This window comes from Pseudomonas sp. A214 (genome assembly GCF_900156295.1).
Classification (GTDB): Bacteria; Pseudomonadota; Gammaproteobacteria; order Pseudomonadales; family Pseudomonadaceae; genus Aquipseudomonas; species Aquipseudomonas rhizophila.
In genome coordinates, this window is the sequence record NZ_LT707062.1 from 1,076,327 (window position 1) to 1,101,233 (window position 24,907).

General features: G+C 59.6%; 38 protein-coding genes. 2 read left to right on the forward strand and 36 right to left on the reverse strand.

What is annotated here, in order from left to right; genetic code table 11:
* Window positions 1-30: 30 nt before the first annotated feature.
* The 11 genes from BW979_RS04775 to BW979_RS04820 all read right to left on the reverse strand — a co-directional run bounded on the left by BW979_RS04775 (window position 31) and on the right by BW979_RS04820 (window position 6,368).
* The gene (locus BW979_RS04775) at window positions 31-264 is read right to left on the reverse strand and encodes a hypothetical protein (protein ID WP_076383301.1); all 234 of its coding nucleotides are present in this window, start codon (window positions 262-264) and stop codon (window positions 31-33) included.
* Window positions 254-979, reverse strand: a complete 726-nt coding sequence (locus BW979_RS04780) for an HNH endonuclease signature motif containing protein (RefSeq protein WP_076383302.1) — start codon at window positions 977-979, stop codon at window positions 254-256. The genes BW979_RS04775 and BW979_RS04780 overlap by 11 nt, the downstream gene beginning before the upstream one ends.
* Window positions 969-1,235: a hypothetical protein gene (locus BW979_RS04785; RefSeq protein ID WP_331717222.1), complete on the reverse strand. Its 267-nt coding sequence runs from the start codon at window positions 1,233-1,235 to the stop codon at window positions 969-971. Before BW979_RS04785 ends, BW979_RS04780 begins: the two co-directional genes overlap by 11 nt.
* Window positions 1,236-1,304: 69 nt before the next feature.
* On the reverse strand, window positions 1,305-1,442 hold the full coding sequence (locus BW979_RS27380; RefSeq protein ID WP_156893492.1) for a hypothetical protein: 138 nt from the start codon (window positions 1,440-1,442) through the stop codon (window positions 1,305-1,307).
* 36 nt (window positions 1,443-1,478) lie between these two features.
* Window positions 1,479-1,787, reverse strand: coding sequence for a hypothetical protein (locus BW979_RS04790; RefSeq protein WP_076383303.1), 309 nt, complete (start codon window positions 1,785-1,787; stop codon window positions 1,479-1,481).
* Between the two features lie 40 nt (window positions 1,788-1,827).
* Entirely contained in the window at window positions 1,828-4,632 is a 2,805-nt protein-coding gene (locus BW979_RS04795; protein WP_076383304.1) for a toprim domain-containing protein, read from the reverse strand.
* 2 nt (window positions 4,633-4,634) lie between these two features.
* The gene (locus BW979_RS04800) at window positions 4,635-4,868 is read right to left on the reverse strand and encodes a hypothetical protein (protein WP_076383305.1); all 234 of its coding nucleotides are present in this window, start codon (window positions 4,866-4,868) and stop codon (window positions 4,635-4,637) included.
* Window positions 4,869-4,932: 64 nt separating this feature from the next.
* Window positions 4,933-5,307 (reverse strand): hypothetical protein, encoded by a 375-nt coding sequence (locus BW979_RS04805; RefSeq protein ID WP_076383306.1) that lies wholly within the window; start codon window positions 5,305-5,307, stop codon window positions 4,933-4,935.
* The gene (locus tag BW979_RS04810; protein WP_076383307.1) at window positions 5,307-5,588 is read right to left on the reverse strand and encodes an ogr/Delta-like zinc finger family protein; all 282 of its coding nucleotides are present in this window, start codon (window positions 5,586-5,588) and stop codon (window positions 5,307-5,309) included. The genes BW979_RS04805 and BW979_RS04810 overlap by 1 nt, the downstream gene beginning before the upstream one ends.
* A 64-nt stretch (window positions 5,589-5,652) precedes the next feature.
* The gene (locus BW979_RS04815) at window positions 5,653-6,138 is read right to left on the reverse strand and encodes a YmfL family putative regulatory protein (RefSeq protein ID WP_076386521.1); all 486 of its coding nucleotides are present in this window, start codon (window positions 6,136-6,138) and stop codon (window positions 5,653-5,655) included.
* Window positions 6,139-6,167: 29 nt separating this feature from the next.
* Window positions 6,168-6,368, reverse strand: a complete 201-nt coding sequence (locus tag BW979_RS04820; RefSeq protein ID WP_076386523.1) for a DNA-binding protein — start codon at window positions 6,366-6,368, stop codon at window positions 6,168-6,170.
* Between the two features lie 103 nt (window positions 6,369-6,471).
* Between BW979_RS04820 and BW979_RS04825 the strand changes: the two genes are divergently transcribed.
* Together BW979_RS04825 and BW979_RS27565 are read left to right on the forward strand one after the other, a co-directional pair.
* The gene (locus BW979_RS04825; RefSeq protein WP_076383308.1) at window positions 6,472-6,828 is read left to right on the forward strand and encodes a helix-turn-helix domain-containing protein; all 357 of its coding nucleotides are present in this window, start codon (window positions 6,472-6,474) and stop codon (window positions 6,826-6,828) included.
* A 104-nt stretch (window positions 6,829-6,932) separates the two neighbouring features.
* Window positions 6,933-7,106 (forward strand): hypothetical protein, encoded by a 174-nt coding sequence (locus tag BW979_RS27565; protein ID WP_172833783.1) that lies wholly within the window; start codon window positions 6,933-6,935, stop codon window positions 7,104-7,106.
* 30 nt (window positions 7,107-7,136) lie between these two features.
* Here BW979_RS27565 and BW979_RS04830 read toward each other — a convergent pair whose 3' ends face one another.
* The 25 genes from BW979_RS04830 to BW979_RS04950 form a co-directional block, all read right to left on the reverse strand.
* Window positions 7,137-8,426: a phage late control D family protein gene (locus BW979_RS04830; protein WP_083714361.1), complete on the reverse strand. Its 1,290-nt coding sequence runs from the start codon at window positions 8,424-8,426 to the stop codon at window positions 7,137-7,139.
* Window positions 8,423-8,863 (reverse strand): phage tail protein, encoded by a 441-nt coding sequence (locus BW979_RS04835; protein WP_076383309.1) that lies wholly within the window; start codon window positions 8,861-8,863, stop codon window positions 8,423-8,425. Before BW979_RS04835 ends, BW979_RS04830 begins: the two co-directional genes overlap by 4 nt.
* A 6-nt stretch (window positions 8,864-8,869) precedes the next feature.
* Window positions 8,870-11,602: a phage tail tape measure protein gene (locus BW979_RS04840; RefSeq protein WP_076383310.1), complete on the reverse strand. Its 2,733-nt coding sequence runs from the start codon at window positions 11,600-11,602 to the stop codon at window positions 8,870-8,872.
* A complete protein-coding gene (locus BW979_RS04845; RefSeq protein WP_076383311.1) occupies window positions 11,595-11,714 on the reverse strand; it encodes a GpE family phage tail protein in 120 nt (39 codons plus the stop codon). The genes BW979_RS04840 and BW979_RS04845 overlap by 8 nt, the downstream gene beginning before the upstream one ends.
* An 8-nt stretch (window positions 11,715-11,722) precedes the next feature.
* Window positions 11,723-12,067 (reverse strand): phage tail assembly protein, encoded by a 345-nt coding sequence (locus tag BW979_RS04850; protein WP_231990605.1) that lies wholly within the window; start codon window positions 12,065-12,067, stop codon window positions 11,723-11,725.
* Between the two features lie 56 nt (window positions 12,068-12,123).
* Window positions 12,124-12,639: a phage major tail tube protein gene (locus BW979_RS04855; RefSeq protein ID WP_076383312.1), complete on the reverse strand. Its 516-nt coding sequence runs from the start codon at window positions 12,637-12,639 to the stop codon at window positions 12,124-12,126.
* 49 nt (window positions 12,640-12,688) lie between these two features.
* On the reverse strand, window positions 12,689-13,858 hold the full coding sequence (locus BW979_RS04860; protein ID WP_076383313.1) for a phage tail sheath protein: 1,170 nt from the start codon (window positions 13,856-13,858) through the stop codon (window positions 12,689-12,691).
* A gap of 128 nt (window positions 13,859-13,986) precedes the next feature.
* The gene (locus tag BW979_RS27755; protein ID WP_083714363.1) at window positions 13,987-14,439 is read right to left on the reverse strand and encodes a phage tail assembly chaperone; all 453 of its coding nucleotides are present in this window, start codon (window positions 14,437-14,439) and stop codon (window positions 13,987-13,989) included.
* A 9-nt stretch (window positions 14,440-14,448) separates the two neighbouring features.
* Window positions 14,449-16,062: a phage tail protein gene (locus tag BW979_RS27260; RefSeq protein WP_231990606.1), complete on the reverse strand. Its 1,614-nt coding sequence runs from the start codon at window positions 16,060-16,062 to the stop codon at window positions 14,449-14,451.
* On the reverse strand, window positions 16,055-16,669 hold the full coding sequence (locus BW979_RS04880) for a phage tail protein I (RefSeq protein ID WP_076383314.1): 615 nt from the start codon (window positions 16,667-16,669) through the stop codon (window positions 16,055-16,057). Before BW979_RS04880 ends, BW979_RS27260 begins: the two co-directional genes overlap by 8 nt.
* Window positions 16,666-17,580 carry a baseplate J/gp47 family protein gene (locus tag BW979_RS04885; protein ID WP_076383315.1) on the reverse strand — a complete coding sequence of 305 codons (915 nt, stop codon included), beginning with the start codon at window positions 17,578-17,580 and terminating at the stop codon, window positions 16,666-16,668. Before BW979_RS04885 ends, BW979_RS04880 begins: the two co-directional genes overlap by 4 nt.
* A complete protein-coding gene (locus BW979_RS04890; RefSeq protein ID WP_076383316.1) occupies window positions 17,577-17,930 on the reverse strand; it encodes a GPW/gp25 family protein in 354 nt (117 codons plus the stop codon). The genes BW979_RS04885 and BW979_RS04890 overlap by 4 nt, the downstream gene beginning before the upstream one ends.
* Entirely contained in the window at window positions 17,927-18,472 is a 546-nt protein-coding gene (locus BW979_RS04895) for a phage baseplate assembly protein V (RefSeq protein WP_076386531.1), read from the reverse strand. Before BW979_RS04895 ends, BW979_RS04890 begins: the two co-directional genes overlap by 4 nt.
* Before the next feature lie 74 nt (window positions 18,473-18,546).
* Window positions 18,547-18,999 (reverse strand): phage virion morphogenesis protein, encoded by a 453-nt coding sequence (locus BW979_RS04900; RefSeq protein ID WP_076383317.1) that lies wholly within the window; start codon window positions 18,997-18,999, stop codon window positions 18,547-18,549.
* The gene (locus BW979_RS04905; protein ID WP_076383318.1) at window positions 18,996-19,478 is read right to left on the reverse strand and encodes a phage tail protein; all 483 of its coding nucleotides are present in this window, start codon (window positions 19,476-19,478) and stop codon (window positions 18,996-18,998) included. The genes BW979_RS04900 and BW979_RS04905 overlap by 4 nt, the downstream gene beginning before the upstream one ends.
* Window positions 19,475-19,699, reverse strand: a complete 225-nt coding sequence (gene lysC / locus BW979_RS27760) for an Rz1-like lysis system protein LysC (protein WP_231990617.1) — start codon at window positions 19,697-19,699, stop codon at window positions 19,475-19,477. The genes BW979_RS04905 and lysC overlap by 4 nt, the downstream gene beginning before the upstream one ends.
* Window positions 19,596-20,027 carry an Rz-like lysis system protein LysB gene (gene lysB / locus BW979_RS04910; protein ID WP_076383319.1) on the reverse strand — a complete coding sequence of 144 codons (432 nt, stop codon included), beginning with the start codon at window positions 20,025-20,027 and terminating at the stop codon, window positions 19,596-19,598. Before lysB ends, lysC begins: the two co-directional genes overlap by 104 nt.
* Window positions 20,024-20,230 carry a hypothetical protein gene (locus BW979_RS04915; protein ID WP_076383320.1) on the reverse strand — a complete coding sequence of 69 codons (207 nt, stop codon included), beginning with the start codon at window positions 20,228-20,230 and terminating at the stop codon, window positions 20,024-20,026. Before BW979_RS04915 ends, lysB begins: the two co-directional genes overlap by 4 nt.
* Entirely contained in the window at window positions 20,227-21,066 is an 840-nt protein-coding gene (locus tag BW979_RS04920; protein WP_076383321.1) for an N-acetylmuramidase domain-containing protein, read from the reverse strand. The genes BW979_RS04915 and BW979_RS04920 overlap by 4 nt, the downstream gene beginning before the upstream one ends.
* Window positions 21,063-21,377 (reverse strand): phage holin, lambda family, encoded by a 315-nt coding sequence (locus BW979_RS04925; protein ID WP_076383322.1) that lies wholly within the window; start codon window positions 21,375-21,377, stop codon window positions 21,063-21,065. Before BW979_RS04925 ends, BW979_RS04920 begins: the two co-directional genes overlap by 4 nt.
* A 62-nt stretch (window positions 21,378-21,439) precedes the next feature.
* On the reverse strand, window positions 21,440-21,652 hold the full coding sequence (locus BW979_RS04930; RefSeq protein WP_076383323.1) for a tail protein X: 213 nt from the start codon (window positions 21,650-21,652) through the stop codon (window positions 21,440-21,442).
* Window positions 21,652-22,116, reverse strand: coding sequence for a head completion/stabilization protein (locus BW979_RS04935; RefSeq protein ID WP_076383324.1), 465 nt, complete (start codon window positions 22,114-22,116; stop codon window positions 21,652-21,654). Before BW979_RS04935 ends, BW979_RS04930 begins: the two co-directional genes overlap by 1 nt.
* A 99-nt stretch (window positions 22,117-22,215) precedes the next feature.
* Window positions 22,216-22,920 carry a phage terminase small subunit gene (locus BW979_RS04940; RefSeq protein WP_076383325.1) on the reverse strand — a complete coding sequence of 235 codons (705 nt, stop codon included), beginning with the start codon at window positions 22,918-22,920 and terminating at the stop codon, window positions 22,216-22,218.
* Window positions 22,921-22,922: 2 nt separating this feature from the next.
* Window positions 22,923-23,927: a phage major capsid protein, P2 family gene (locus BW979_RS04945; RefSeq protein WP_076383326.1), complete on the reverse strand. Its 1,005-nt coding sequence runs from the start codon at window positions 23,925-23,927 to the stop codon at window positions 22,923-22,925.
* A 36-nt stretch (window positions 23,928-23,963) separates the two neighbouring features.
* Window positions 23,964-24,794, reverse strand: a complete 831-nt coding sequence (locus tag BW979_RS04950) for a GPO family capsid scaffolding protein (RefSeq protein WP_076383327.1) — start codon at window positions 24,792-24,794, stop codon at window positions 23,964-23,966.
* Between the last annotated feature and the right edge of the window lie 113 nt (window positions 24,795-24,907).

Genomic DNA, 24,907 nt, shown 5'->3' on the forward strand with positions numbered 1-24,907 from the left:
TATTAGAACTTGCCGAGCCAAATGCTAGGCTCACCGGCCGTTGACCAACGGCAATGTTTTTTGCGATTCGATGAATCCAGTGCTTTTACCATCACCATCCATAACCTTGAGGTACATCACCTCCACTTTCGCTGAGTCGACAAGTACTTTGCCCACTTCCGCGATAGCTTTGGCGCGATCAATGTCCATCGGTTTGCTCTCGTCCTGAAGAGCCTCCAGGGTGGCAAAGAGGTGGTCTCGCAGGTCAGTCATTTTATTTTTCATCGGTAGTCTCGATAGCGCGCTTGAGTTTGTTCAGCAGACGGATGGTGTCCTTGAGTTCAGGTGGATACCTATGGATGGTGTTCCGCCGCATTCGCTCTGCCCTGGTGATGAGCTCAAGGTTGTCGAGCTCGATGTTCTCCTTGTTGCCGTCCTTGAAAGACAGGCAGTGCCCGGGGGGCACGGGGCCGCGCTGTTCCTCCCAGAGCAGCGTGTGCAGCGCCACCCAATCACGGGGCGGATACCCGGTGTCTGTGATTTTCTTCTGCAAATAGCCATCTTTACTGAGTCGCGTACTTCCAATCGGGAGCCAGTTGCCAGGCTTCGAACCTTTCTTGAATTGGGTTTCAGCTGCACGGCCGCCAGCTTGCAAGCCCTTCATGCCTTTGTTCCATGGGGTGAAGCCTTTCTGAAATCTGAAGGCTGCGCCGGCATCGCTGTTTCGCCGCAGTCGGCAAGCGTGCTCGCTGGCCAGATATGCATCGCTCCGCTTCAGGCCCATGCTCGCGGCTTTCCCATATATCGCGTGATCTGGCCGTTGGAAGTACTTCATCAAACCGGGCATGGGGGTGTCCGGGTAGAGCTGTGCAAGATCGATCTCTTCCTGGTCGGTCCAAAACCTCCGCCGGGATTTAGCGTAGTGGCCGAGGCCCGCTGCTCGAGCACGGGCATTTTGAAGAGCCGCTTCAGCCAGAGCGCCCAGCTTACTAGCGCGCATATCGTTTCTCCCGGGCTGCTCGGGCTGCCGCTTTTTCTGCCATCAAGGCCGCCCATTCTTCCGTTTTGCGTTGCTGCCTTAACTTGCTGCAGCTCTGGTGTCGACGTGTCGATCGAGCAAAGCCACAAATATCGCAAATGCTCGGAAGATCCAGGCGCTTGCTGGCCATCGCAGGCCGGATTCGGTCAATAGTTCGCTTCAGGTTGGCGGGGGTGATAGCCTCGGCCTCGCTGCTACTGTTGGTTTGGGCTTGCATGGTTCTCTCCTTTCAGGGGTGGCAGGTGCCGTGGGGTTGCAGCCCCATGGCACCGACTTTTTCGGATGGTTAGCTGAGGATCCAGATCATCAAATCCGGCACCTGGACAGCAACGATGGCAATCAATGCCATCGTCACCACCGCGCCGATCAACTGCCCCAAAAGAGCATCACGTCCGGTTTGTTCAAGCTGTTCTGTGTCTCGCATGGTTCTCTCCTTTCAGGGGGCCGGTTGCAGCCGGCGTTATAGGTAGCTGTCTGGTAGTCGCACCAGGTACAGCACCAGGTCTTCAAATTCATTGGCGTCTTCGACGCATGACTGCCAATCCAGGACCGCCTGGATCTGGAGCCTTGAGCAGTTCAGCACCATGATTTCGCGCTGGCCGTCCGTAGCCCTTACCTCCAAAATGTCGATCAGACCGTTGGCGCCATAGGCGTCGGCTTGCACCGTTTTGCGATGGTCGTTTCCAAGCTCGCTGAGCAATTCGGATACGCGTTCTTGCAGTCCCTTCGCATCACTCCGATCAGTGCTGGCGATGATTTGAATCTGCATGGTTCTCTCCTTTTGGAGCTGTTCGACGTGGGTTGCAGCCCTACGCCTGAAAGATCCAGCACTTGACGGTGGGTGACTTGGTGATCGTGTTGTTTGTCCGCGTCGCCTGATACGCACGCACAGCGCTATCAACAGCCTTGTTCGATTCCAGGAATTTGCGGCAGCGAGATTCCTTCAGGCGATCGCGCAGCTCGCTGACGTCGGCCAGTTTTTGCCGGTGCTCTGCGGCTCGTTCTACGAACTCGTTGAGGTTGATGGCGATGATGTTGTCTTTTTTGCTGTGGTTGACCACCGGGCCGTCGGCGTCGAGGCCTTGCAGGTATTCGTAGACTTCCCAGAATTCGGCAACAACCGGGTGGTCTGCGCTGATCGAGCTCTGGCGCTCGATGGCCATCGAGACGATGCAGCGCTGGGTAGCACTGATCTGGGCGTCGCTCAGCGGTACCAGCGAACGAATGCAGTCGACCAGGCCGAGCAGTTGGGCGTGGTTTTTTACGATCCGCTCGACGCGGATGTAGCCTCTCAGCTGATTACCGCAGTGCTGGCAAGCGGCCTTTTCGTTGGTGGCTGGATATTCGGCGTTGCAACTGACGCAGTGCGTATGAAGCCGACGCAGGCGCGCCTCGTGGGCAGGGATTTTGTCCGCAAGCGTGGCCATGACATCGCTTTCACGCTTCACCGCCTGCAGCAGAAAGTGGCTGAGCTTATTGCCATCCAGGGCGGTGAGCTGGTCAGCCGCGGCTCTGCTTTCGGGAGTCACGTTCGGCCGCACAAAATGAAGCTTCACAATCCGCGTCATGATGGCTTCGGAGGCGATAACAGGCGCGTTCTGGCTGATTGCGATCGTGCCTCGGAACGGTGGCTCGTAGGTTTCGTTGCCGGCAGTTTTGACGCCCTTTGTAGCCAGGGTGCCGCCGCCGAAATAGTCCTTCAGTTCATCCCATTCGAAGTTCTTCGCGTGGGATTTGTCGTCACCGCTCCGATCGGACTCAAGCAGCACCACCGGCATGCCGGAAACCTGACCCATCAACCGGCTGCGGCCGGCCTTGGTGGACTTCGATGGGTCGAACCCTTCGTAGCCAGCACGACCAAGTAGCTTCCACAACAGGTTGAGCAGGGTGGTCTTACCGGCTCCGGCCTCGCCGGTGGCTTCCAGGAAGGGAAAGGACTGGTAGCGAGTGCGGATCTGCTCGGCGAACAGGGAACCGAACCAGAAGGTCAGCGCGACAACGCCCTGGGCCCCGAAGCAGGTCCACAGCAATTTCGCCCATTCGTCGCTGTACTCCTTGGGATCGCGCTGGATCCGCACCGGCACCGCGCGCTGCAGGGTTTTCAGGCGCAGCTTGCCGAACTCGAAAAACTCTTCGTCATTCACGTCGACCACCTGGCCATCCTTCACGGCCAGGTCACCGTACACGTAGCAGGCGTATTCCTTGCTGTACCCAACGAAGTCGATCGTCTGGACCGTTTTGATCGCGAACAGCTGGTCCTTCATGATCTTGTCGAGCTGCTGGCCGCTTCCGGTGAACACCGCGCCGGCGGCCATGCCGAGCAGGCGCTTTTTGAATTCGCTCGCCGCTGCGACTTGGCCACCGGTGAAGGTGTTTTTCACTGAGCCGCCATCGTGCGGGAAGTCGACTCGGAAGAAGTACCAGGACTCGTCGGTGATCTCGTTGCGCTGGAAATACAACGCTTGTGGGTAGCAGTTGGCGATTTCGACGACACAGCCGGACATACGTAACGCCTTCTCGCGTTGCGCCTTCTCGTTCAGCAGCTGCTCTTCGTGGTTGTCACTGGTCTCCAGTGCCTGCATGGCGTTATTGAACTTGCTGATGTCTAGCTTCCACCAGTACAACCGGGAATCGAAGCCAAAGTGGAACTCTTCGCGCTCGCGCCAGGTGTACATGAGCAGTGCTTTCTCGGACGCGCTCTCCGCAATAAGCAGTGCGCCGTGGTGCCTGGCTTCCTTTACATCCGCATCGATCCGCCGACGACGTGCATCCACGTCATCGATGAAGCCCCACCGCTGGTACAGGTCGTTCCAATCCACTTTGCGAGCATCGCGCTGGGGGATCTGAGCCGCTTCACAGGTAAAACCCATGGCCCTGGCCATAGCCACCCATTTACGCGTGTAGCGGTGCGCACCTGGCTCGTTATCCAGGGCCCAGACCAGCTTCGGCAGGTCGCCGGCCCGTTCGGTGGCCAGCGCACGCAACGACTGCTCCGGGAACTGGTTTGACGACATTGCAGCGACGGAATCTATGTCGTGATGGATCAAGGAAATGGCATCGAAAATACCCTCTACGATCCAAATTTCTTTCGTGTCGGACAGGTCTATACGGGGGTGGCACCACCAATGTCCCTTCGCGCCGCCGCCTTTCGTGAACCGAGCTTTTTTCTTGCCAAAGCGGTGAGGCTTATCAATAAGCCTCTCCCAATAGGTGCCGTTCGGCAGGGGGAAGCGCACGGTGGCGGAGCCGATCCCAAGGTCCGGATCGTAGAAGTGTTCCTGCGTGAATGTCCCTTGCACCAGGTCGAAACGAAAGCCCCTGGCAAACTCAAGATATGCGCGTGCTGTTGCGTTAGGGCTCTCGTCGGTGGCCGGGGCACGTTTGCTCCAATCATCAAACAGGTCGGGGTAGAGCTCTTTGGCATGCCACTGCTGACCGCATTTGCTCTCGCGGCCGCACTTGATGAACCAAGGATTGTTGAAGTTTGAATACAGTTCCTTCTTGTTGCAGGCAGGGCAGGTGCCACCTCGCATGAAGTCGGTGCCTACGCGGTGTTTCAGGCCGTAGTCGAATTCGAGTCGGGTCAATACGTCGGCCCGGATTTTCTGTTCCATCGTCATGCCTGCTTTCTGATGGCGACCTGGAGGGCGCCGAGTGTTGTCTTTTGAGCCGCCAGAGCGGGGTAGGCCGAGAGAATTGCGCCAGTGCGCATGCCATCAGGAACGCGGCGAAATTCATCCGAATACCAATGCTCCTGAATGCCCAGTCGCAGGCGCTCACGGAGCTCCTGTAGCAAGGCTTCGGCGAGGGTTTCGCTCAGGCTCATCTGGATGGAAAGTGCTGTGCTCATGGCTTTTTCCCTGATTTCGGGCGCAATTCACCCAAACCCACACGCAAACGGTGGAGCGATTCGGTCAGTTGTTGGGGGTTTTTGGTCGCGCCCCCGAGGCGTCGACCAGGTGTTGGAAGATCAGCGCGACGGGTATGGCGAACGATTTTCCGCTGGCGGGATCGGAAAGGACCGCAACCGTTTCAGTGCTGCTTTTCAGATTTAGGTGTCGCTGGCCTGCGCCGGTACGCAATTGTCCGTATGCCAAACCCGTTAGGTTTTCAGCGAGAAAGATTGGAACTTCCAGCGTTGTCTGCAGGTGGGCAACCGTCCTGACAAACAACTGCTGATCATTGCCTAGGTGTTCTGCCTGGTGGCGCTGCATGTAGCAGAGCGCGGCGTCTTGCATGGCGGCGCGGTACTCACGCTCGGGATTCTGCTCGCTGATCATGTGGTTCATCACGCCGTCTCCAGTCCAAGTAGGTCCATCTGTTGCTCGCCTTCCTTTTTCATCGCTTGCCGGCGAATGGCGACAGGGGCCACTGGCAAGCAAACGGATGGATTTGGCATACCCGAAGGGCTCATCTCATGGGTCATTTCGAACTGAGCTCGTACTGACCAACCGCAGGCTTCGTTGACGCATTGCAGGTAGGCAATACGCAAAAAGATATGCGTGCCTTCACTGGTGCGGATGCGCATTCGCCCCCGGCAGTGCGGGCATACCAGCTTGTAAGTGCTCACTTTTTCTCCCCGCCGCTAGTCGCGGCCTTCGGCTGATGCCGAGAAATGTCGACGCTTCCAGCGCCTATTTCGATTCCTGGCTGCCCGGGTTTTCCCGGTGCAGAACGATCACTGCGGTGATCTCTTCATGTCTGGCTGCTACGTGTGCGCGGTGCGCCGCAAGAATGGCTTGCACCTCGTCGTCCTGGATGACGCCGTCTTGCAGCGCCTTGGAAATGATGGCGTCGACGAGACCACGCTTTACTGCTGTGTTGATCGATCGGGCGTACAGGTCGAGGTTGTCGATCTGTCCTGCTTCAGCAACCGGAACGAACACCCCGCCGTAAAGGTTGCAGACGAAGTCGGGGAGGTGAGTTGTCCCGGTCTGTGACTCCAGTAAGCAGATCTGCTCATCGGTAAGCGGACGGCTGCCGGCGTTCTCGTAGGCGTGGTTATCGAATTTCTTCACCGACATACCCAAGCGCGGAGCAGCGCAATCACGACCACCCGGATAGGCGCAGATCACTGCGCTTACGACCTGCCTGCGGGTTTCTAGAACGGTGCGTTTCATCTTCTGGTTTCTCGCCGGGCCGACTGCCATTAATTTGAGATCACGCCGTCTTTGATTCTGAGGAGCACAGCTGCTCGTCGGGCCTCGCCTCGTACGCCCTTCTTGCGACCGTTCAACAAATCGCTGACCAAATTTTTGTTCAAGCCGTGTTCCCGGCAGAACTGCGCAATGGTTATGCCGTTGCGATCAAGTTCTGCACGGGCTTGCTCGGCTGTAAGGAGGACGGGCATAGTGTTCATGTGTGTTCAATCGTGTTGTGTGTGCCATCATTATGCCCAAGAATTTGGCTGTGTAAAGCGGCTTGTGCCAAAAATTTGTGTGAGCGGAGATTCCTTGGAAAAAACTTTGGGCGAGCGACTCCGGGAAGAGCGCGACCGACTTGGCATCAATCAGAACGACTTCGCCGACATAGGCGGTGTAAAACGCAATTCCCAGGGCAATTACGAGAATGATCGACAGAGGCCGGACACGGCTTACCTGTTGGCAATTTCGAAAATTGGTGTGGACGTGATGTATGTGCTTTTTGGTCGGCGGGATACGGCTACTGGGACGCATACCTCTATCGAAAATGAGGTGCTGAGCTGCTTCCGTTCGTTGAGTCCTGGTGATCAGGTTGTGGTTCATCGAGTGGCCACCGGCTTGGCAGAAGCGGCGGCAAGAGAATCTCAGGGCACGCTCCCGCTGGAGTGAACCTGCGTCACTTTCCTTGCCGCAGCCATACGAAAGAATGCTCACCTGAGGCTTCAGAAAATTGCGATCTAGCCGATCCTCTGCGACTTTTAGGAGTAGTGAGCATGTTGGATCGAGGCGCTTTGGAGCAGTTTGAACAGGACGTTCGGGAAAAGGAGCCTTCCAATTTTCAGCTGACGCAGCTGGAACGCATTTTGTTGAGCATGTACCGCAAAATGTCAGAGACGGATCAGAACCATTTACGCCGCATTGCGGAAATGATGGCGCAAACGGATTAACGTCCGGCCCACTCACCGCACCCCGGCTTATCACGTCGGGGTGCCTGTGTCAGCTGCCCCGTTCTTGGCTTGCAGCCGCTTGTACTCCCTTGCCAATGCTCGTTGTGCCGACGCCTTGCTTTCATACAGGTGTGTCAGGCGCTTTGGCCTACTTTGATCACCTTCGCTGAGCTTTTGCTGTTGCCCGGTTTTCTCGTCTCGATACCACGCCATAACCCCGGTGTGGTCGCCGCTGTCGTTCGCCAGTTCGGCGACTTCGTCCCCGTCCGGCAACATTGATTCCAGCTCCAAGCTCGTCGTGAAAGACTCAGGTGTGAAGCTGTGTTTCACGTTGCCGCCCAGCCAGACCACATCCGCTATTTCCTGCTTAATGCCGATCAGCGAGTAGGTGAGTTCTGGCGTCAGATCCGGACGGCCGCGTGCCAACGAATAGCTCAGCGTCGCATTTCCCCGCTGCAGCTTGTTCCACTCGGCCCGGGCAGCCACCAGAGCGCTTTTCTGGTCGGTGTAGGAGTGACGCAGATCCTTGATGTTGTCGCCGCCGCCGGAGATTGCCTCCTTTTTCTCGGCACTGTTGACGTCGTAATAGAACGCCCGTACGCCCGTGTAGCTGTCTCGATCCGCTTGCAGGAATCGGTGTTGATCGCCGTCCCGGCGGGTCAGGGTGATGTGTGGCAACGTCAGGCCGCTAGCGCTGGTGGCGTTGCCGATCGGCATGAACAGCAGCTTGCCCGCTTTCACCGTGGCGATCGCGTCATGCTCTTGTCCCAGGCGTGAGAGCAGGTTCGCATCCGATTCGTTGGCCTGGTCCAGATGCACCACCTGAATGGCGCTGAGGGCAGCGCTGACCAACGGACCCAACCCGTAGGCGCCGGCGATGGCTTGCACGACTGTTTCAATTGTTTCGTCGTGCCAGCTTCGCTCCCGCTTCACTTTCAGCCCCGCACTCAGATCCACGCTGCGAGCCCGGATGTTCAACTGGTCGGGTGCGCCGCTGTGCTCGGTTTCGTCGACTGTATAAGTGCCCTTGTCGACTAGCCCGGTATCGCTCCAGCCAAGCCACAGGCGCAGGGTTGCGCCTTTAGGTGGGATCACCAGACGCCCGTCGTGATCAGAGAGCGTGACATCGAGTTGGTCGGCCGTTAGCCCGCGGTTGTCCGTCAGCTCGATGCTGATCAAGCGCTTCTCGATAGCCGCTGTGATGTCGCGCCCGTCCACCTCGAGCCGACAGATCGGCCGGGGATAGGCCCTTGCTTCGCGTATCGAGGCCTGCGCGTCGCTCAGATAGCCGTCAATCCGATTCAGTACCTGGTTAATCACAGGATGTTCCTCAGAATGTTGCCAGCGGTACTTATGCCGGCACCTAGGAGGTCGACGCGGCCGTCATCAATCCGTTTAAGCGAGATAGTGAACTCAATGCGGCGCGCTGCGCCGTCCGGGAAAAATAGGGTCTTGGTCTCTGTGATGTTGTCGATCACCCATATACCCAGGATCCGGCCGGTGCCCTCGATCAGAGGCCATGCCTTGCCCGTATCGGCCATGGCGCGGAGTGTGTCGAGGCTGAGCGGGGATCCAGCGAGCGCAGGCAAGAGCAACCCGGGCAAACTGATGGAGTCCTCCCCTCGGCCAAGAAACTGCCGTGATGGGTTGGTACCGATACGCGAGGTCGTGCCGTGACGCCATTCTGTCTGCCGCTGCAGCTCCTGATAGGCCAGGGTTTCAAGGCTGAAAATGAACATGCCCAGTGACATCATCATGTTCGTTTACTCCTGGTCAAAAAGGGCGCTGCGGCCCTTGGCTTGTTTTGCATGCTGGCGCTTGTCGAGCTCGGCAGACACGGCGCGCGCGATCGCGGCGGCGTCCAGGCCCGGGGCGGCATGAATGTTGATGATGATTTGATCCGGCGCCATCTGCGCTGCAGCTGGCGCTGCTGCAGGACTGATTGGCGGACGATTATCAACGGCGATCGCGCCCTGAGCGCCCCCAATACCCACGGCCATTGCGCCTGCTTGGGCCAGGCGTTTGCCCGCTCCCATGATTGATTCGAGCATGCCGCCGCTTTCCGCTTTGGCACCGGCCCCGGTCGGGTTCAATGCAGCGCCTGCGTTGGTGATAGCGCCGATGGTCACGGTTCCCGCCTTAGTCATCAGCTCGCCTACGGCTTTGACGGCTTCCATTGGTCCGCTCTGACCTTCAGTCACGCCTTGCGCCAAACCGGCCATGGTGAAACCGCCCAGCTCGGCGAACACCCGGGACGGACTGTGTATGCCCAGTTTTTCCTTGAACCAGTCGACGGTGCTGCTGCCGGCGTCAGAAATGGCGGTCTTTACAGATCCCATGGCATTGGTGATGCCGTTGACCAGGCCGGCGATGATCATTCCGCCAAACTCGGTGAAGCGAGTCGGCAGCTCGACGCCCATGTAGTTCATCACCGCCGAGAAGGCCTGGTAGACCAGGCCGATGGGGCTGAAATTGGCCAGCGTCTGCAGGATGCCGCTGATCCCGCCGCTGAACCCCAGTTTGATCTCGGCCCAGGCGCTTGCGAAATAGGCCTTCACCTTGTCCCAGTTGGCATAGATCAGATACGCAGCGGCGGCGATCGCTGTAATCGCCAAACCGATCGGGTTTGCCATGAAAAGCCGACCAATCCACAAGAACGCCTGGCCGACCAGGGGCAACACCTTGGAGCCCAGATTGACCAACAGCCCGATCAGCGAAGGCAGGCGGATCCCGATTAGTGAGAGGCCATACCGGACAGCGAGAAATGGCCCGAGAGTGGTGGCCAGGGCGAGGGCGACCGTGCTGAAGCCGATCGACAACGCAGCGATGCCTGCACCAACCTTGAGGATTCCCAAAACCAGGCCTGGGTTCGCCGTCGCCCACGCGTTGACGCGCTCAAGGACCCCGTTGAACCCGGTGATCAGCTCAATCAGTGCTGGCCGTAGCGTGGCGCCCAGGGCGCTGCTCAGGTTGAACATACGGTTTTGAGACATTTCCCATCGAGCGGAGAGCTGGTCCGCACGAATATCGCCTTCGCGCTGCATGGACCCATCCCGCTTTGGCGCATTGTCCGCCCCGTTCACCAGCTCAAGCTGGCGACGGTACTCCTCCATGTTGGCGGCAAGTTTCGCGGCGTCGTCTCCGTATTCTTTGCCGAACAGTTGGGTCATCACCCCGAGCTGCTCGCCTTTTGGCAGTTTGTTGACGGCATCGAGCACGGTCTTGATCGTGCCCGTAGCGTCCTTAGACATGCCGTCCTGGACAGCCTTTGCTTCAAGACCAATGGACTTCAAGCCCTCGACAAACCGCTTCGGTTGCTGCGTTGCGATCGCGAGCTCGCGGATCATGGCGTTGGTTGCTGATGCCGCGATCTCCGAAGACGCGCCCAGAGTGAGGAAGGTCGAGCCCAAAGCGGCGGCGTCCTTGAAGGACATGCCGACCGATGCCGTGATGCCCGCCGTGCGCTGCATCACGTCAATGATGTCCGCGCCTTTCGACATGGCGTTGTCGTCGAGGAAGTTGATCGCGTCACCGAGCTGACTGACATTTTTAATAGGCAGCTTGTAGAGGTTCGCGATCCGCGCCAGGTTCTCGCCAACTTCCTCTGCCGGCAGGTCGAATGCCGTCGCGGCAGTGGCTGCGACCCGGGCGAATTCGAGTAGGTCATCCTTGCCCTGAATACCCATCCGGGCGCCGCCTTCCACCAGCGCCGCGATGTCCGTCGTGGCCATGGGGATGGTCTCAGACATTTTTTTGATGGCGGTGGCCATCTCGTAATAGGTCTGGGTGAGCTGGCCGTTTCCATCCCGGGCCCCCTCGACCTGTTTGGCTACGCCCGCCATCGCGTCTTCAAAACGGGAGTAGTTTTTGACCATCCCCAAGATGGGTATGCCCGTGGCAGCCCCCACGGCTCCAGCACTCGCACCGGCGACAGCGGCGTTGCCGGCAAGCTCTCGGCCACGGGAGTAGTTTTTCTGCGCGCGGGAAACGCGCTCCTGCTGTTTTGCGAGCGCGGTAAGGCGGTCTTTTTGCGACTGGATGGCTCTGTTGGCCGCCTCGATCTCCGTCTTCAACCGTCGTTCGGTGGTCCCCAGGTTTCGGGTGTCGGCGCCGGTCGATTTTATAAGGGGGATCAGGCGCTGCAGCTCCGATCGCTGAGCGTTGTGTTTATTCGTCAGCTTTTCAACAGCGGCAGTTGCGTTGACGAATGTCTTTTGGAACGCGGCAGAGGGGGCGTCCATCTTCTGCAGCTGCTCGCGCAATCCGCGTAACTTGTCCTGTGCCCGGGCCAGCTCCTCGGACGACTGACGGACGGCTTCTCGCTGCTTGGTAAAGCTGGAAATGTTGGACTGCTGGGCGTTGAGCTCTTTGAGCTGGTCCCGCGCTGCTTTCAAGGCGCGAGACGTGGCGTTGCTTCCAGCACTGATTTGCTTGAGTGGCGCGGTGACCTTGTCGATCGCCGACAGCAAAAATTCTAGCCGCAGCTTGTCAGTCATCTTTCGCCCCACTTCGCTTGCGAGCGCGTTCGCGCCAGTCCATCAGTTCGGTCAGGGGGAGCGGATCCATTTCCGCTGGCCCCCAGTGGAAAATCACGGCGATATCCGCCATGGCGTCATCTACGCAACGAGGGATGCATCCACCTTCGCCGACTTCGGCAGCAAAAAACCGGCGACCTCGGTGGCCATCTGCACCAGGTCGGCCGGGTCCATGTTCCCAATCTCGTGATCATTCAAAGTCGGTGTGGTGATTCGCGGCAAGACCTTGCGCAATGCGAGCACGTCCATCTGCAGCAGATCGGTCAGCGTGACGCCGCGCAGCTCCCCGGAGACCGGTTTGCGCAGCGTTACCTCTGTGATTTCGGTCGAGCCTCGGACAATGGGGGTGTCCAGTGTGATAACTGGACGGTTCGGGTTCTTCTCAACAGTGAGGGCAGCGGCTTCGTTTTTTTCGGTGGTTTTCATGTAGCGGTCCTTTCATATGAGCGAGTGTGCCGGACGTGCCGGCCGGGGAGGTTCGTTTACAGGCCGATCGCCTTGCGGTGTTCAGCCAGCATGTCGGTGCCGTTGACCTTGAAAATGAAGTTCAGCAAGTCGATCTCGATCTCTTCGTTTCCGTCGATGGTCAGCTTGTAGTAGCTGCAGGTGGTCGTGAACTTGTGCTCGGTGTCCTCGCCGCTTTCCGAGTCGCCCATGTCGATCTCTTCATGCCGGCCGCGCACGACCACCTCGACAGCCGAGACCTCGCCGGTGTCGTCGCGCTGGATGGAGCCTGCCCAACGCAGCATCACGCCGCTGGCCGACACGGCGCCGTACTGACGCAGCGCTGTCAGATCCCAGCCCCCGAGGGTCCATTCGAGCTGGATGCCGTCGTCACCATGGCCCAGGTCGACCTTAACCCCGCCGTCCATGCCGCCGCCCCGGAAGGCTTCGAGCTTCCGGGCGAGTTTGGGCAGGGTGACGCTTTTGCACTCGCCGACGTAGCTGACGCCGTCGTTGTACAAATTCATGTTCTTGAGCTTTTTGGGCAGAGCCATGTCGGCGCTCTCCTAAATGCGCGGCCGTCGCCGCGCGGATGAATGAATATCAGGCGTTGACGCGGCTGGCGAAGTCGACCAGGTAGCGATCAGTGATGCGCTGGCGAAGCCCCAGGTTCTCCAGTGGCGGCACTGGCGTGTAGTCGTAATCCAGGTACAGCTTGCCGGCCTTGAGGGTGTCCTTGTCGTTGGCGGCTTCGTCGTACCAGCACTCGCCGCCGATCAGGTAGCCAAGGCGTACCAGCTCGCGGAATTTGGCATTGATCCCCTCGACGATGTCGCGGACCAGGCTCGGGTGCATAGGCTTGTCCACTGCCCAGAACTGACCCTCGGCCATGGTGTCGGCCAGGACCTGGGCGGTGCGCGTGTAGTTTTCGAAGGCAAACAGCGGATCGTCGCTGCAGGTACGCGAGCCCCAGAAGCGGAAACCATCACGACGAATCAGCGTGGTCACGTCTGCCGCATTGAGCAGGCCGGCGTCGGTGGCCGGGTTCTGCAGATCCCAGTAAATATCCCGGCTCAGTCCGGTCACTCCGTTTACGGCCACGTTGGAGAGGGTCTTGTGCCAGCCAACCTGCTCGTCGAGCTTGGCGCGCAGGCCCAGGGCGCGTGCGATCGCCGACGCAGGCGCATCAGCATTCAGGGTGGTGTCCCAGTTCACGAAGTCGGGCCAGATGGTCATCAGCTCCCGCGCTCCGAAGTTTTCCCGATAAGCAATGACCTCCGAGACAGTGTTGCAGTCCCAGGCACTGGCGTAAGCGAAACCGCGCAGCTTTTGCGCAGTGAGCACCAGTTCAGAGGCCACCGGCAGGGAGTCGAGGCCCGGCACGCCAAGAATGCGCGGTCGTACGCCCAACTGCGCTTCTGCAGCCAGCAGAGCCTTGAGCCCGGTGTACTGGCCCCCGGCGGTCACGCCGCCGATCACGTTGGTGGTGGTCTCGGCCGCGTCCTGCCCTTGCTCAACACGAACGACGACGGTGACCGGGCTGGCCTGGTCAGCGATGGCGTCCAGGCTTTTCGCAAGCGTGCCTTTTATACCTGCCTTACCACTGGCGGTAAGAACGTCGGTCAATAGAACAGGGCGGTTAAGGGGGAATGCCACCGGATCCGCGTCTTCGGCGGTGCAGACCATGCCGACGACGGCGGTCGCGACGGTGCGGATGGGGCGGGTGCCTTCGTTGATTTCTACAACTCGGACGCCGTGGTGATAATCGACCATGGGTTTTGCCTGCGCAATGAATGGGATGACAGTGCACAGGCTGCCGCGCGCGCGGCGGTTGGGCGAGCATCGGAGCTTGTAGAGGGTAGGGTTACAGGACTAGGAATAAAAAACGCCCAGATAGGGCGTTATTGAGTTTGCTCAGCGATCCAGGGCGGTGCAATCGGCCGGAATTCCATGTCAGGAAACTCGTCCGACTGGGGCCAGTCGCGAAGAGCCTGCATGTACACCAGCAGCTCGCCGAACTGCTCGGCTGTGATGGCCGTTTCTCCACCGATTTCTTGTTGGTCACGGTGCCGCTCTCGCAGCCATTTGATCTGCTCGATTTCGCGATCCCGCCAGAGACGCTCGGCGACTGCAAGCTCCATCGGGGTTAGCGGCGACGGATCAACCCATGCGGGTAGTCCGTTCGCCGCGCCAAGCTGCTTACCCGTCGGGGGCTCCCGCTTCCAAAACTGGTCCTCCTGCTCGCCGTCCAACAGCACGGCATTTTCTGGCCATGTTTCTTCTGTATAGGTGCCGTCAGTTCGCCACGCTTCAGGGATAAAGCCGAGTGACACGGGATCGAAATAAACGCCCATTTTGTTACCTCAATTGCCGATCGCGACGCCAATGAATGAATTGTTTACAAAAGCACCTCCAGCGCTAGTTGCCACTGGAACCGTACTTTTGGTGACCTGGGAAAAGTTGAACAAAGGCACCACAGTTGTTGCGCCTGTGCCGGATTGCCCTGTAACTATCGCCAGGCAACCTGAAGGAAATTCCGTTGGAAACGTGGCGTTAACGTACCCTGCAGAACTTGTGGCTCGCTGGAACCATTGAATCAATAGCCCTCCAGGCTTGTCAGGAATTCGGACAAAATCGTTCGTACTGAAAGACCTCTTAGGAAACATGGCAGTCAGTAAAGCCATTACACCAGCAGGGTTGGCCATCACGGTTTCAAGAAGGCCAGCTACTTGCTCGGAGGCCGTACCAAATCGCGCAGTTCCTTGATTGATTTCGGTTGCTTGACCAGCTAATACAGCCAGCGCCGCGATATCAATGTTTCCCTGATTAATCGGTGCGTTCCAGGCCTTGATGCACCACATAACCGCCAAGTTGCGTGGGCGGGTTTCGGTGCCGCCGGACAGTTCGACTGCATCGGTCATGTAAGCATGATCAGTTGGGGTAATACTGTTTCTACCGAGATACCCACTAGAGGCAGTAATAGCGCCAGACCCGGTTGCAGGGGTAATGGATGCACTACCTGTAGTGGTTTTGTATCTCAGCTCGTGTCTGTGGCTCTCAAAGGCATCATCCTGATAGCTGCCGAGCAGACGGCCGGCGTCGATCCCGCGCCCATGGTCCCAGCCACGCAGGAACTCGCCGCGCGATTCCGGCAATCGGAAGTTACCGTCGCCCTCGTCGCCCTTGTTAAAGGCTGTACCGAGAAAAGCCGCCAAATCGGGATAGGCCGCAATGCTTTTAACGCTACCATCGACCTCCAGAAAACCGGGCGGAGTTTTGTTTACCGGGAAGCCCACCATCGTGCCAACCGGCAGGGCCGAAGCCTCAGCAATCATCGCCTCAACTTGCACCTTGGTGTAAGTATCCGTAATCCCCATCTTTGCCAGTGTGTCCGGGTTATCACCCGACACCACCACGCCGCGATTATTGACCTTGACGCGAGTGAATTCGCCGGCTGTTTTGTTCGCCGGCAGCACTTCCAGAATGGCCGCGTCGACGTAGGCCCGTGAGGCCAGGACAATCGCCGGGTCAATCTTGAGCTGAATGTTGCCGGTACTGGTGACGATGAAATTCATGCGCACGATTTGCGTGCGGCCCGAGCCTTGCGACAGTAGTGGCTTGAAGCTCGGCGCGCAGTTGGCCACCGCCACCAGATCGCCGTCCGCGTCGTAAAGGCCGATTTCGCGGATCCACTTACCGCCCTCGTCGGCCGGGATGATTTGCTCGGCAATGATCACCGCCGGATTGACCGGGTCGATTTTCAGTTGATTGAGCGGCTTGCGGCGCCACTCATTGAGCAGCTTGGTTTGACTGGCTGACGGGACCGGATTGGGCGGATCGGCCAGCCCGTTCGGGTTGGCATCACCCACGCCCATTTGTGTGATCAGCCAGGGAATGCCGAGCGCGTCGGCGTTCGCCTGCTTGGCCATCCCCACATTTGTAAGGATCGCGAAAAACTGCGAATTCGCATCAATCATAATAAACGTCCAGGGTGTCTATGGTGTGTTCACGGCCGACCACGCCAAAACTGCCAGTGATCTCAATGTCACGCATGACGGGCGGGTAAACGTCGATTTCGTCGCCTTCGTAGAGGGACGCGGCGATATTCAGATCGCCTTGGGCTTCCAGGCTGATCGCCAGCCCGGTCAGGTGCCGGGTAACAGGCTTGGCGTCGTCAATCAGGCGCTCAAGCTCCTGATACATTTCTTCGGTGATACCTGTATCGAGCACCCCAACCTTCAGCGCGAAGGTGCCCGGCACGCCCTCGGGTACGGTCTTGAACCACTCGATAATCTCGATTAGATAACCCAACGGCTCGACTACGCGCCTGAGTGCTCCGATCGTTCCTTTACGAGAGTGGAGGAAGTAAGAGCCTTTGATGACCTGGCGCTTGGTGGCCTCCGACCAGGTGCTATCCCAGCGGTCGACGGAGAATGCCCAGGCGAGGTAGGGCAGCAACTGCACCGGGCATCGATCGGGGTTCAGCAGATCCCTGATCGGGACCGGCACGCGCTCCAGCTGGGCGAGCGCATCGGCCGCCAGTCGCTCAAGCTGTTTGGCGTTTGGTGGCAGCAGGCTCGTCATGTCAGTGCACCAACGGTAACGCTATACCCAGTGCAAAAGGCGGCCTCGGCTTCATTCGGGGTGATATCCACCCAGTTGTGCAAGTCCACCTTGCGCACGCCCTCGACGTGCAGTGCAGCGTGAATGGCTGACTCGGAAATCTCCACGCCAAGGCGCCGGCGTTGGCTGATGAATGAAACCAGCCGGGCTTGCGCCGCTTCGCGTATGGGCTCCGCTTCTGGCCCCGTTGTCGCGAGATAAAGAACCGCGTCGACCTGGTATGGCAGAACAGTTGCCGATTGCACTGTCAGGCGATCGGCAACCGGGCGGCGATCATCGTCGCTGAGGTATCGACTGACGACGTCCAGCAGTTCCTGGTCGACGCTGCCATCTCCTACCAAACCTTGAACGGTGACGACGACAACCGCTGGCGACGGGCTCTCAGCCGTCGCATCGGCGATGCGGCCGTCTGCGCTGCGCGCGTGGAGGATGTAACTGTTACGGGGCCCCGCTGTGGAAAGACCCTCCCACGCCATCTGTGCCCGTTCGCGTAGCGAGTCGTCCGATTCCATCACCGCGATGATCGGCGGGATGGCTGAGCTGTTACCCGGCGTCACGACCAAGCGTTGGACGTTGACGTTGCCGGCGAGCTGCTCCAGGTCTTTGCCCTTGGCTTTCGCCAGCATATTGGCCAGGGATGCTTCGTTCACGCGTTGGCGCAGCAGCATTTCGCGGTACGCGTTCTCCTGCAGGAGCTTGGTCAGGGGCTCCGACTCCACGGCCAATGTCGCGGCGACTTCGGCCTGCTGCTCGGCTGGCCAGAGACTGATGGCGTAGGCCTTGCGATCGGCGAGGATCTGCTCGTAGTCGATCTGCTCGACGACATCGGGATCCGGCAACTGAGCCAGATCGATGGGAGTGAACGTTTTCATGCTGTTGCTCCCAAACTCAGAGGAACACGCAGGCTCAACGGCTCGTTGGTGTCCACCAGGCTGCCTTCAATGTCGAGAACTGCCTGGCCAGCTACGTCGCCCAGCGTGAGCTGCACGCGGCTCAGACGAATCCGCGGTTCCCAGCGCATCAGGGCAATGGCGGTGGCCGCATAAGCCTGCAGGCGGGTTGCGTTGTTGAGCGGCCAATCGATCAGGTCTGCAAGCTGACTGCCGTATTCGCGCCGCATAACGCGGGTTCCAATGGGGGTAGTCAGGATGTCGGCGATCGATTGCACCAGGTGATCGTTCCCGATGATGTTGCGGCCGGAATTGCTGTTCATGCCGATCATGGGATCGGTCCCTGTGAGGTGCCGTTACCTGCCTGAACACCAGAAGTCCGGTGATTGACCAGGCTGATCTTCTGGGCGCCGGCGACGACGTCCTGGGTGACGGTCACCAGGCCATCAATCACGACATCACCGGTGACATGTACGCCACCAGGTGCGATGAGATTGGCTTTGCCGCCCCCGGGCAGCGTGGCGGTCAGCGTGTGGCTCGCGGTGTCATAGTCGACAATCGCCCCGTCGCGGTACTTGCGCCGGCGTCGAGTTGGCGCGTTGTCCGGAGCCGGGAAGCGATCGCTGTACACACCAAAGATGACGAAACCATGAGCCGGATTGCCGGAAGGCGAGAGCACCAGGCACTGCTCGTCGACGCTTGGCGGATCCCATTCGCTGTCCTCGCCGGCCCGCAGGGCGAAGAACGGCAGCCAGCCAGTCAGCAGCCCACCGGTTTTTACTCGGCAACGTGGTTTCACCGGATCGAGCTCGGCGATGGTGCCGGCTCGAATCAGGTTTTCAAGGCGTCGGGTCAGTTCAGTAAGAGAGTCCATGCCGCCGATGTTGCAGGTCGCGCGTGCGAGCTGCATCGGCGGCGGGCTGTAGCGTGGCTGTCTACAGGGGAAGGTCAGGCGGTGAGGTGGTCGATCAACATATTTCGGATGTTATCCAGCTCGTCGCCGCTAAAGCCCAGCAGCTGGCGTGCTTCGTATTGCACATCCGCTTGACCGCGCTCCGGCCGATCCTTCAGGCCGTATTGGTGAACCCGTGCAATGCGGCTCACACGCCCAACAAACCCGACCGACAGGCCGCTCGCTGTGCTTTGGGTACGCATGTAACGGGCCGATTTCAGCTTCGTGAACATCTTGCTTTTGATCCGGCCCTGTTTCCCGCGCAGATCCTTTGGCTTGCGTGGTGCGAATGCCGAGCCGTCTGGATTGCGCTGGGTCGTGATGCGCTTGGACTGGCTACGGCGCAGATCTCGTGCCACGGCGCCCAGGAGCTTGCGGCGCTCGCCCTCGTCCAGCTTGGCCAGCAATGTGGCCGCCCATGTCTCCAGAACTTGCAGATCGTTGCTCATGGCGCCTCCCAGCGCGCAATAAGCTCGCCACCAGCAGTCCGCAGTTCAAGTTCGGGTATGGCGAATGGATTGTCGTCGACCAGCGGCTCAGGTGGATGAGTGACGGTCAGATTGCCGTCGTCCTGGCGCTTGACGATCACACGCTCAGTGAGCGGCAGCTTTATAGAAAGATCGACCTTGCTGTTGTCCAGGACATCGGCTTCGAACGCAACGGCCGTTTTACTTCGTTCGACGTTTTCCATCAATTCACGTTGGTTTACCAGGATCCAGGCGAACAGCGGAATGGCGATCGCGTCGGGGTGGCCAGCGTAATCCGTAAAAATCAGGTTCAGTGTGTAGCTGTATTCGAAGGACAACCCAAAGGCAGCAGTGCTGCGCATCGTGCCGTTGTCGATGAATACCATCAGGCGGTCGGGGTTCTTCTTTAACTCTGGTACCGAAGCGAGAAGGTGGGCACGTAGTGATTCTGGTTTGTTCACTGTTTGCCCGCCTTCGCCTGCTGATGCTGGTAGACCATATCCACCTGCGCAGCGCATTGAGCCCAATCGCTCTCGGTGGCCTCCTGGTCGTCTAGCAGGGCGCCGTTCTTGTCCGGGTTAGTCGCCGATAGGGTGCAGGGCACCACGGCCGGACAACCAGTCGCGATAAGCAGCGGCTCCGGTGATGGCGGGGCGCTCGCGCATCCGGCGAGCAGCGTCAGGCAAAGGCTGGTCAGCCCATAGGCGAAGTTCGGCATTTTCACGTTTCAAGTCCTCGATCATTCGTTGACGGGCGGCAAGCCCCTGGCGCAGTTGGTCCTGCACGCTGCGCAACTTGGCCTGAGCGGCACGTTCTTCCTGCAGGGACGCCTGGAGCTGAGCGGCCGTCTCCTCGCTGCGCGTCGCTCGAGCGCGGGCGGTTGAGGCCGCTTGACCGGCCAGATCGGCCTTTACATCGGCGACCTCGATCCGCTGAGACTGGCCCCAGATCAGAAGCGCGATCGAGGCGAGCAAGGCGAACCCGTAGAGCGCCTGGCGCAACGTGCTCATGCGCGGTACCAGCCTGCCGCGTTCATCTCCTCCAGGGGGAGCCTGCGTAAATCACCCCGGAACACCACGGCCTTGACGCCTGGGCTCGCGACAGCGATTGCCTCGGCCAGCGCCTTAGCCAAGTCGCACGGAGTGTCCTCTGGCACCACGAAAACATCGCCATCGGCGGGGCTGAGCTTGCGGATCTGTTCGTAGTCAATCATGCGGCCTCCGGGATAGGGCAGCCCGCAGCGTGACGCTGATAGGCGCGCTCCAGCTTGGTGTCGTACAGGTTGCGGGCATAGTTGGGGCCGTTGTAGGCCTTGGCGAATGCCGCCCATTTCTTGCCTTTCAGCGCTTTGAGCAGCGTCGGGTCAGCTTCGATGAACCGCACGAACGCTTCGAACTGCTCGTTCTCGTCCCGCGCCATCCGATCGGCGAAATCCGTCACGCTTTCGTATCCGAGGCGAACGGCGTGATAACCCATCACCTGGAAGGCGCCCCAGCTGGCCGACTCCAACGCGCAGAGGTCGTCGATCAGGCGAGCATTCGCCAAGCGCTGGTGCTCTGCTGTTCCGCCGGCGTAACCACCTGGTTTTGGATTGACCAGGTTGGGCTGGACCAAAGCCAATTGGTCGGTGTGGGCCTTCAGATCCGCGGCATCATCACCAGGTGCGCGCGGCGTGCTGAGCAGCCGATACATGATGTGCCGCTCGAACAGAATCTTTGGCTTGTCGTTGTCCAGGAAGCCGCTGCCTAGGCTTTCGACTTCGTTGACAGCCATGATTGCGGCGAGCTCAACGCCCAGGCGTGCGGCAGCGTTCACCAACAGGGCGTGCTGCAGCAGGTTCGCACAGTCAGCCCCGGCCAGTGCCAGAGCGGTTTTCCTGCCCGCAATACCGTCAATTACCAACCCAACCTGACGCTGGTAATTTCGGACCGCAGCCTCGGTGGCGTCGCCGTAGTCGCCGTCCGTGTCCAGGCCGGCGCCGTGCTTGTTCAGGCGCTGCTGCAGGTTGCGGACCTCTTGCCCGCGATCGCCGTGGCGCAAAACACTCATAGCTGATCCACCTTGCGGTTGAAGAATTGCTTGGCCAAAGCGCGGGTTCCCTCAACGCCCAGCAGCCCGATCACGCCACCGAAGAACGGACCTGTGGTCGCGGGAATGCCTACCAGGAAGAGCCCATGGCTTGCCGAAAGCGCGAGGGCGCCGCACAGGGGGGCTTCAAGTAAAACCCGGCGCCAGGTGCCGCCGCCGTAGATGATTCGCAGAGCCGCGATCACACAGGCAAGCCCGCCGGCGTAGAAGGCAGGCCAGTTCAGTTCGAGCCAGGCAGCTAACCAGGCCCATGTATCCGGTTTGTCAGGCATGCGCGTGATTCCGCTGTCCAAGGTTGAAGGTGATGAAAAATCCGCTTGTTTGGTTCGGTGACTCAATCCCATAGGTTCACCATTTGCAGTTCCGGGGCTTGAGGCGCGATATCCGGCAGCGCCACCAGGGTGCCGTGCGGAATGATCGTGCCGAAATCCGACAGTCCTGGGTTTGCCTCGAGCACCGCCTCTGTGATGCCGGCGGTGCGGCCGTATACACGCCAGCAAATGGCGTCGACGGTGTCGCCCTGGGCGGCATACACAGAGGTCGTCATCAGATGAGCTCCACGGTGGAATGACCTACGCCCAATAGATCGCGGATGGCGAACCGGGCATCGCGGCGGTATTCATCGACTGAGGGCGTCAGCTCGTCGGCGTTCTTGTTGCCTTCGACACTGGTGTCGTAGCTGCGATAACGCTCAGCGAGCTCAGCGCCGACGCTGCAGTAGATCGAACGGCGGTACAGGTGGATGAAGTTGCTTTCGCCCTTGATTTTCGGTGCAGGCACAGCCGCGAGGGTGCTGTACCCGTCGGCTACATGTTCCAACTTCACGCTGGCCAGCTCGCCGTTCACCTGGATCAGCGCGTTGACGGTCACAACTTCAATGCGTGCGTCTGTGATGCTGCCGTCCAAGCGAATGGATTCGCGCAGGTGGACGACATCGATGTCAGGCCAGAAACCGTCGTTGGTGATCACGAAGGGTTCGTTGGTGCTGCCGGTGGCAATAAATCCGCTCATGGTTCAGCCCTTAGTCGGCGGTGGCCGGGGCGTCACAGCAAGGAAAGGAGAGAACCTGCTGTTCAGCCCCGGGCCGCCGGGGTTGCGGGGTACGCTCTGTCAGCTCCCTGGCGGGGGAGCAATTTTTTTCAGGAGACGCTCAGCGCCTTCCAGATCCTTTTTGCCGCCGCAGCTGCCGTTGAGCTCGATGGCGCGTTTGAGCAGTTCGATACCGGCCATTACCTGACCGGGTTGGCCAGGGTTATCGACCGTCAACCCCGCCACGGTGGCGCGTCCGGTGGCCAGGTACAGCTTGGCCCTGACTTCGTCCGGCATGTCCTGTTCAGCGGTCAGCTCCATGGTCCGGTGCAAAATGGCCAAGTCGAACCCGCCGCTGGCTTTCTGGGAGATCAGAGCGCCTTCGGCAATTTCCTCGGCCACCAGGCAGCCGGTGGTGCGTTCGAAGCGATCGGGCATCAGCAGGTTGTGCTGCAACACATACGCTGCGATATCGAGCGCGCCGGTGTAATCGCCGGCGTCGACGCGCCAGATCATGATGGTGGTGAGTACTTCATCCTGGGCGCCGTTGCCCGCAGCCAGGACCCCATCGATGTAAGGCACGTAGGCCGGCAGAAGCTGCAACTTCAGCGCGGCTTTGCCTTCGTTCGACTGGATCTGTTTCAGGCGCAGGCGATCCTGGAGCAGTTGGGCCAGCTGCATTTCGTAGGCCGTCCCGCCCGCCATGGATACGGCGGGCGAAGCAGCGGCGGCCTCCTGCGAGGCAAGCGCTTGCAGCCGGTGACGTTGGGCGAGCGAGAGGGCCATGGTTACGCGGCCTCTTCGATGTTTTCGACCAGGGCGCCGAGACCGAAGTCCTCGATCACGTAATCCTCGTTCGACGACTGATAGTCGGCGATGCGATCGCGCTCCGGCTCGTCCTTGGTCATGCGGCGACGGCTGCTGATCTGGAAGTAGATCGACAGGTTTTTCAGCGTGGTGATCATGATGCCGCCGTCGATGAAGAACGGCGCGTCCTCGATCGGCAAGCCGCCCAGGGTGCCGTTGGCGATGATTCGCGCGGCTGCCAGCTCGTTCTCGTTGTCGGCCGCTCCTTCGATGTTGGCGAGGAACTTCGCGTGCAGCAGGTTGCGATCGACCAGGACGACCAGATCGGGCCGCTTGCGATGCCATGGGTCCAGTAGCTGGATAGCGTCGTACACCAGACCGTCCAGGGTCTTGTAGTCGCCGGTCGGTCCGATGGTGACCTTGCCAGCGACCTTGCCGCTGCTCAGCACTCGCTCAGGAGCTTTGGTGCGGTATTTCTCCAACCAGCCCACGTTCACATCTTGCAGCAGCTGATTGGTTGCCCGATCGGTCGTCGGCGCAGCGCTGGTGCCGTTGAAACCGATCATGATGCGGTCAAGCGCCTGGCGCTCGACGATCGCACCGGACAGCCGAGCCTGGAAATCTGGGAATTTTGCCCAGGCATCCAGCAGCGCATAAGGAATGGCTGTGTCAAAGTCGGTTTTTTTACAGCTGTAAGTGTCGTTCTTCAGCGAGCTGACGCCGCGAGGGTTGCGTGCGGCCTGGCTGGTGTCAGTCCGGCCTGCGATGGTCGAGCCAACGCCCAGAACAACGGCTTCGCCGTCTTTCTCGTCGACGCCCAGCACATTGATCTTTTTCAGAAAGGCGCTGGATTCCTGGATCGCAGTTTCCAGCTTCTGCTGAACAGAAGGGGTGACGGTGAATTTCTCCGCCACCGACGGAACGGCGTTGATCGCTGCAACCTGTTTGGTGAAGCCGTTGAAGGCAATCCGTGTTTCGTTACGCATGGTGTTCTCCTGTGGAGCTTGTAGGGGCCGACTGAATCAGTAGGCGGTCAGGACGGCGCCTTCGCCGCCAGTCGCCGGCGGGCGTTTGGTTTGGCTGTGGTCCTGGGTCTCGCCCAGTCGCGTGATCAGTTCGTTGAAGTCATTACTGAGCTTGTCCACGCTGGTTTTCAGGTCTGCGGAGAATTTTTTCTCCGCCGCCAACTGGTCGGGCAGATCCTTGACGTGCTCGGCGACAGCTTCGACGGCCTGGCTGATATGGGCGAACTCGCCGTCATCCTTAGCCTGCTTGCCGGAGAGCAGCGCTTGAACCTTGCTGAAGAGCTGGGCGCCGAGACCGGGCTTGTCTTCGATTTCTTCGAAGGTGAGCTCGGTTTCCACTGCCTCGGTAAACATTGAGGTCGCGGAGTAGTGGCGGTCTTTGAACGGGCTGGATTCGGGTTTTTGAGCTGAGAACGCGAGTACGTCGGTACCGAGACTCGCCGGGGAGTCGGTGACAGCGAGACCGACGATGTAGGCTTCGCCGGTGTCGGAAAAGCTGTCGTCGATTTCGATGGATGTGTAAATCTTCTGCTTCGCCTTGTTCAGGGCGATGAGATCGGCGGTCGGCTCGATCTGAGCAAAGAGCGCCAGCTTGGTCTGGCCGTTGATCTCCACTTCCTCGGCCTTGACTGCCGTCACGTCGCCGTAGGCCTTGAATGGGCCATCAGGCAGCAGGCTGCGGAAATGCTCCAGCCAGATCCGAGCGCCGTAGGTGGTCGGATTGAAGTTTTTGGCAGCCTGTTCCAGCCAGCTGCGTTTGATGGTGCGCTTGTCCGAGGTAGCGCCCTCAACGGCGACACGGAACCAGTTACTGCGAAATTTCTTCATGTCGGGAATCCCTCAAAGCTGTGCTGCTGGGTGCAGTTACGTTGAGGTACATCCTCGGCAGTCGCGTGATTCCGGGCAATCAGCGGCAGTTGTAAGCCCTTGAACTACATGGC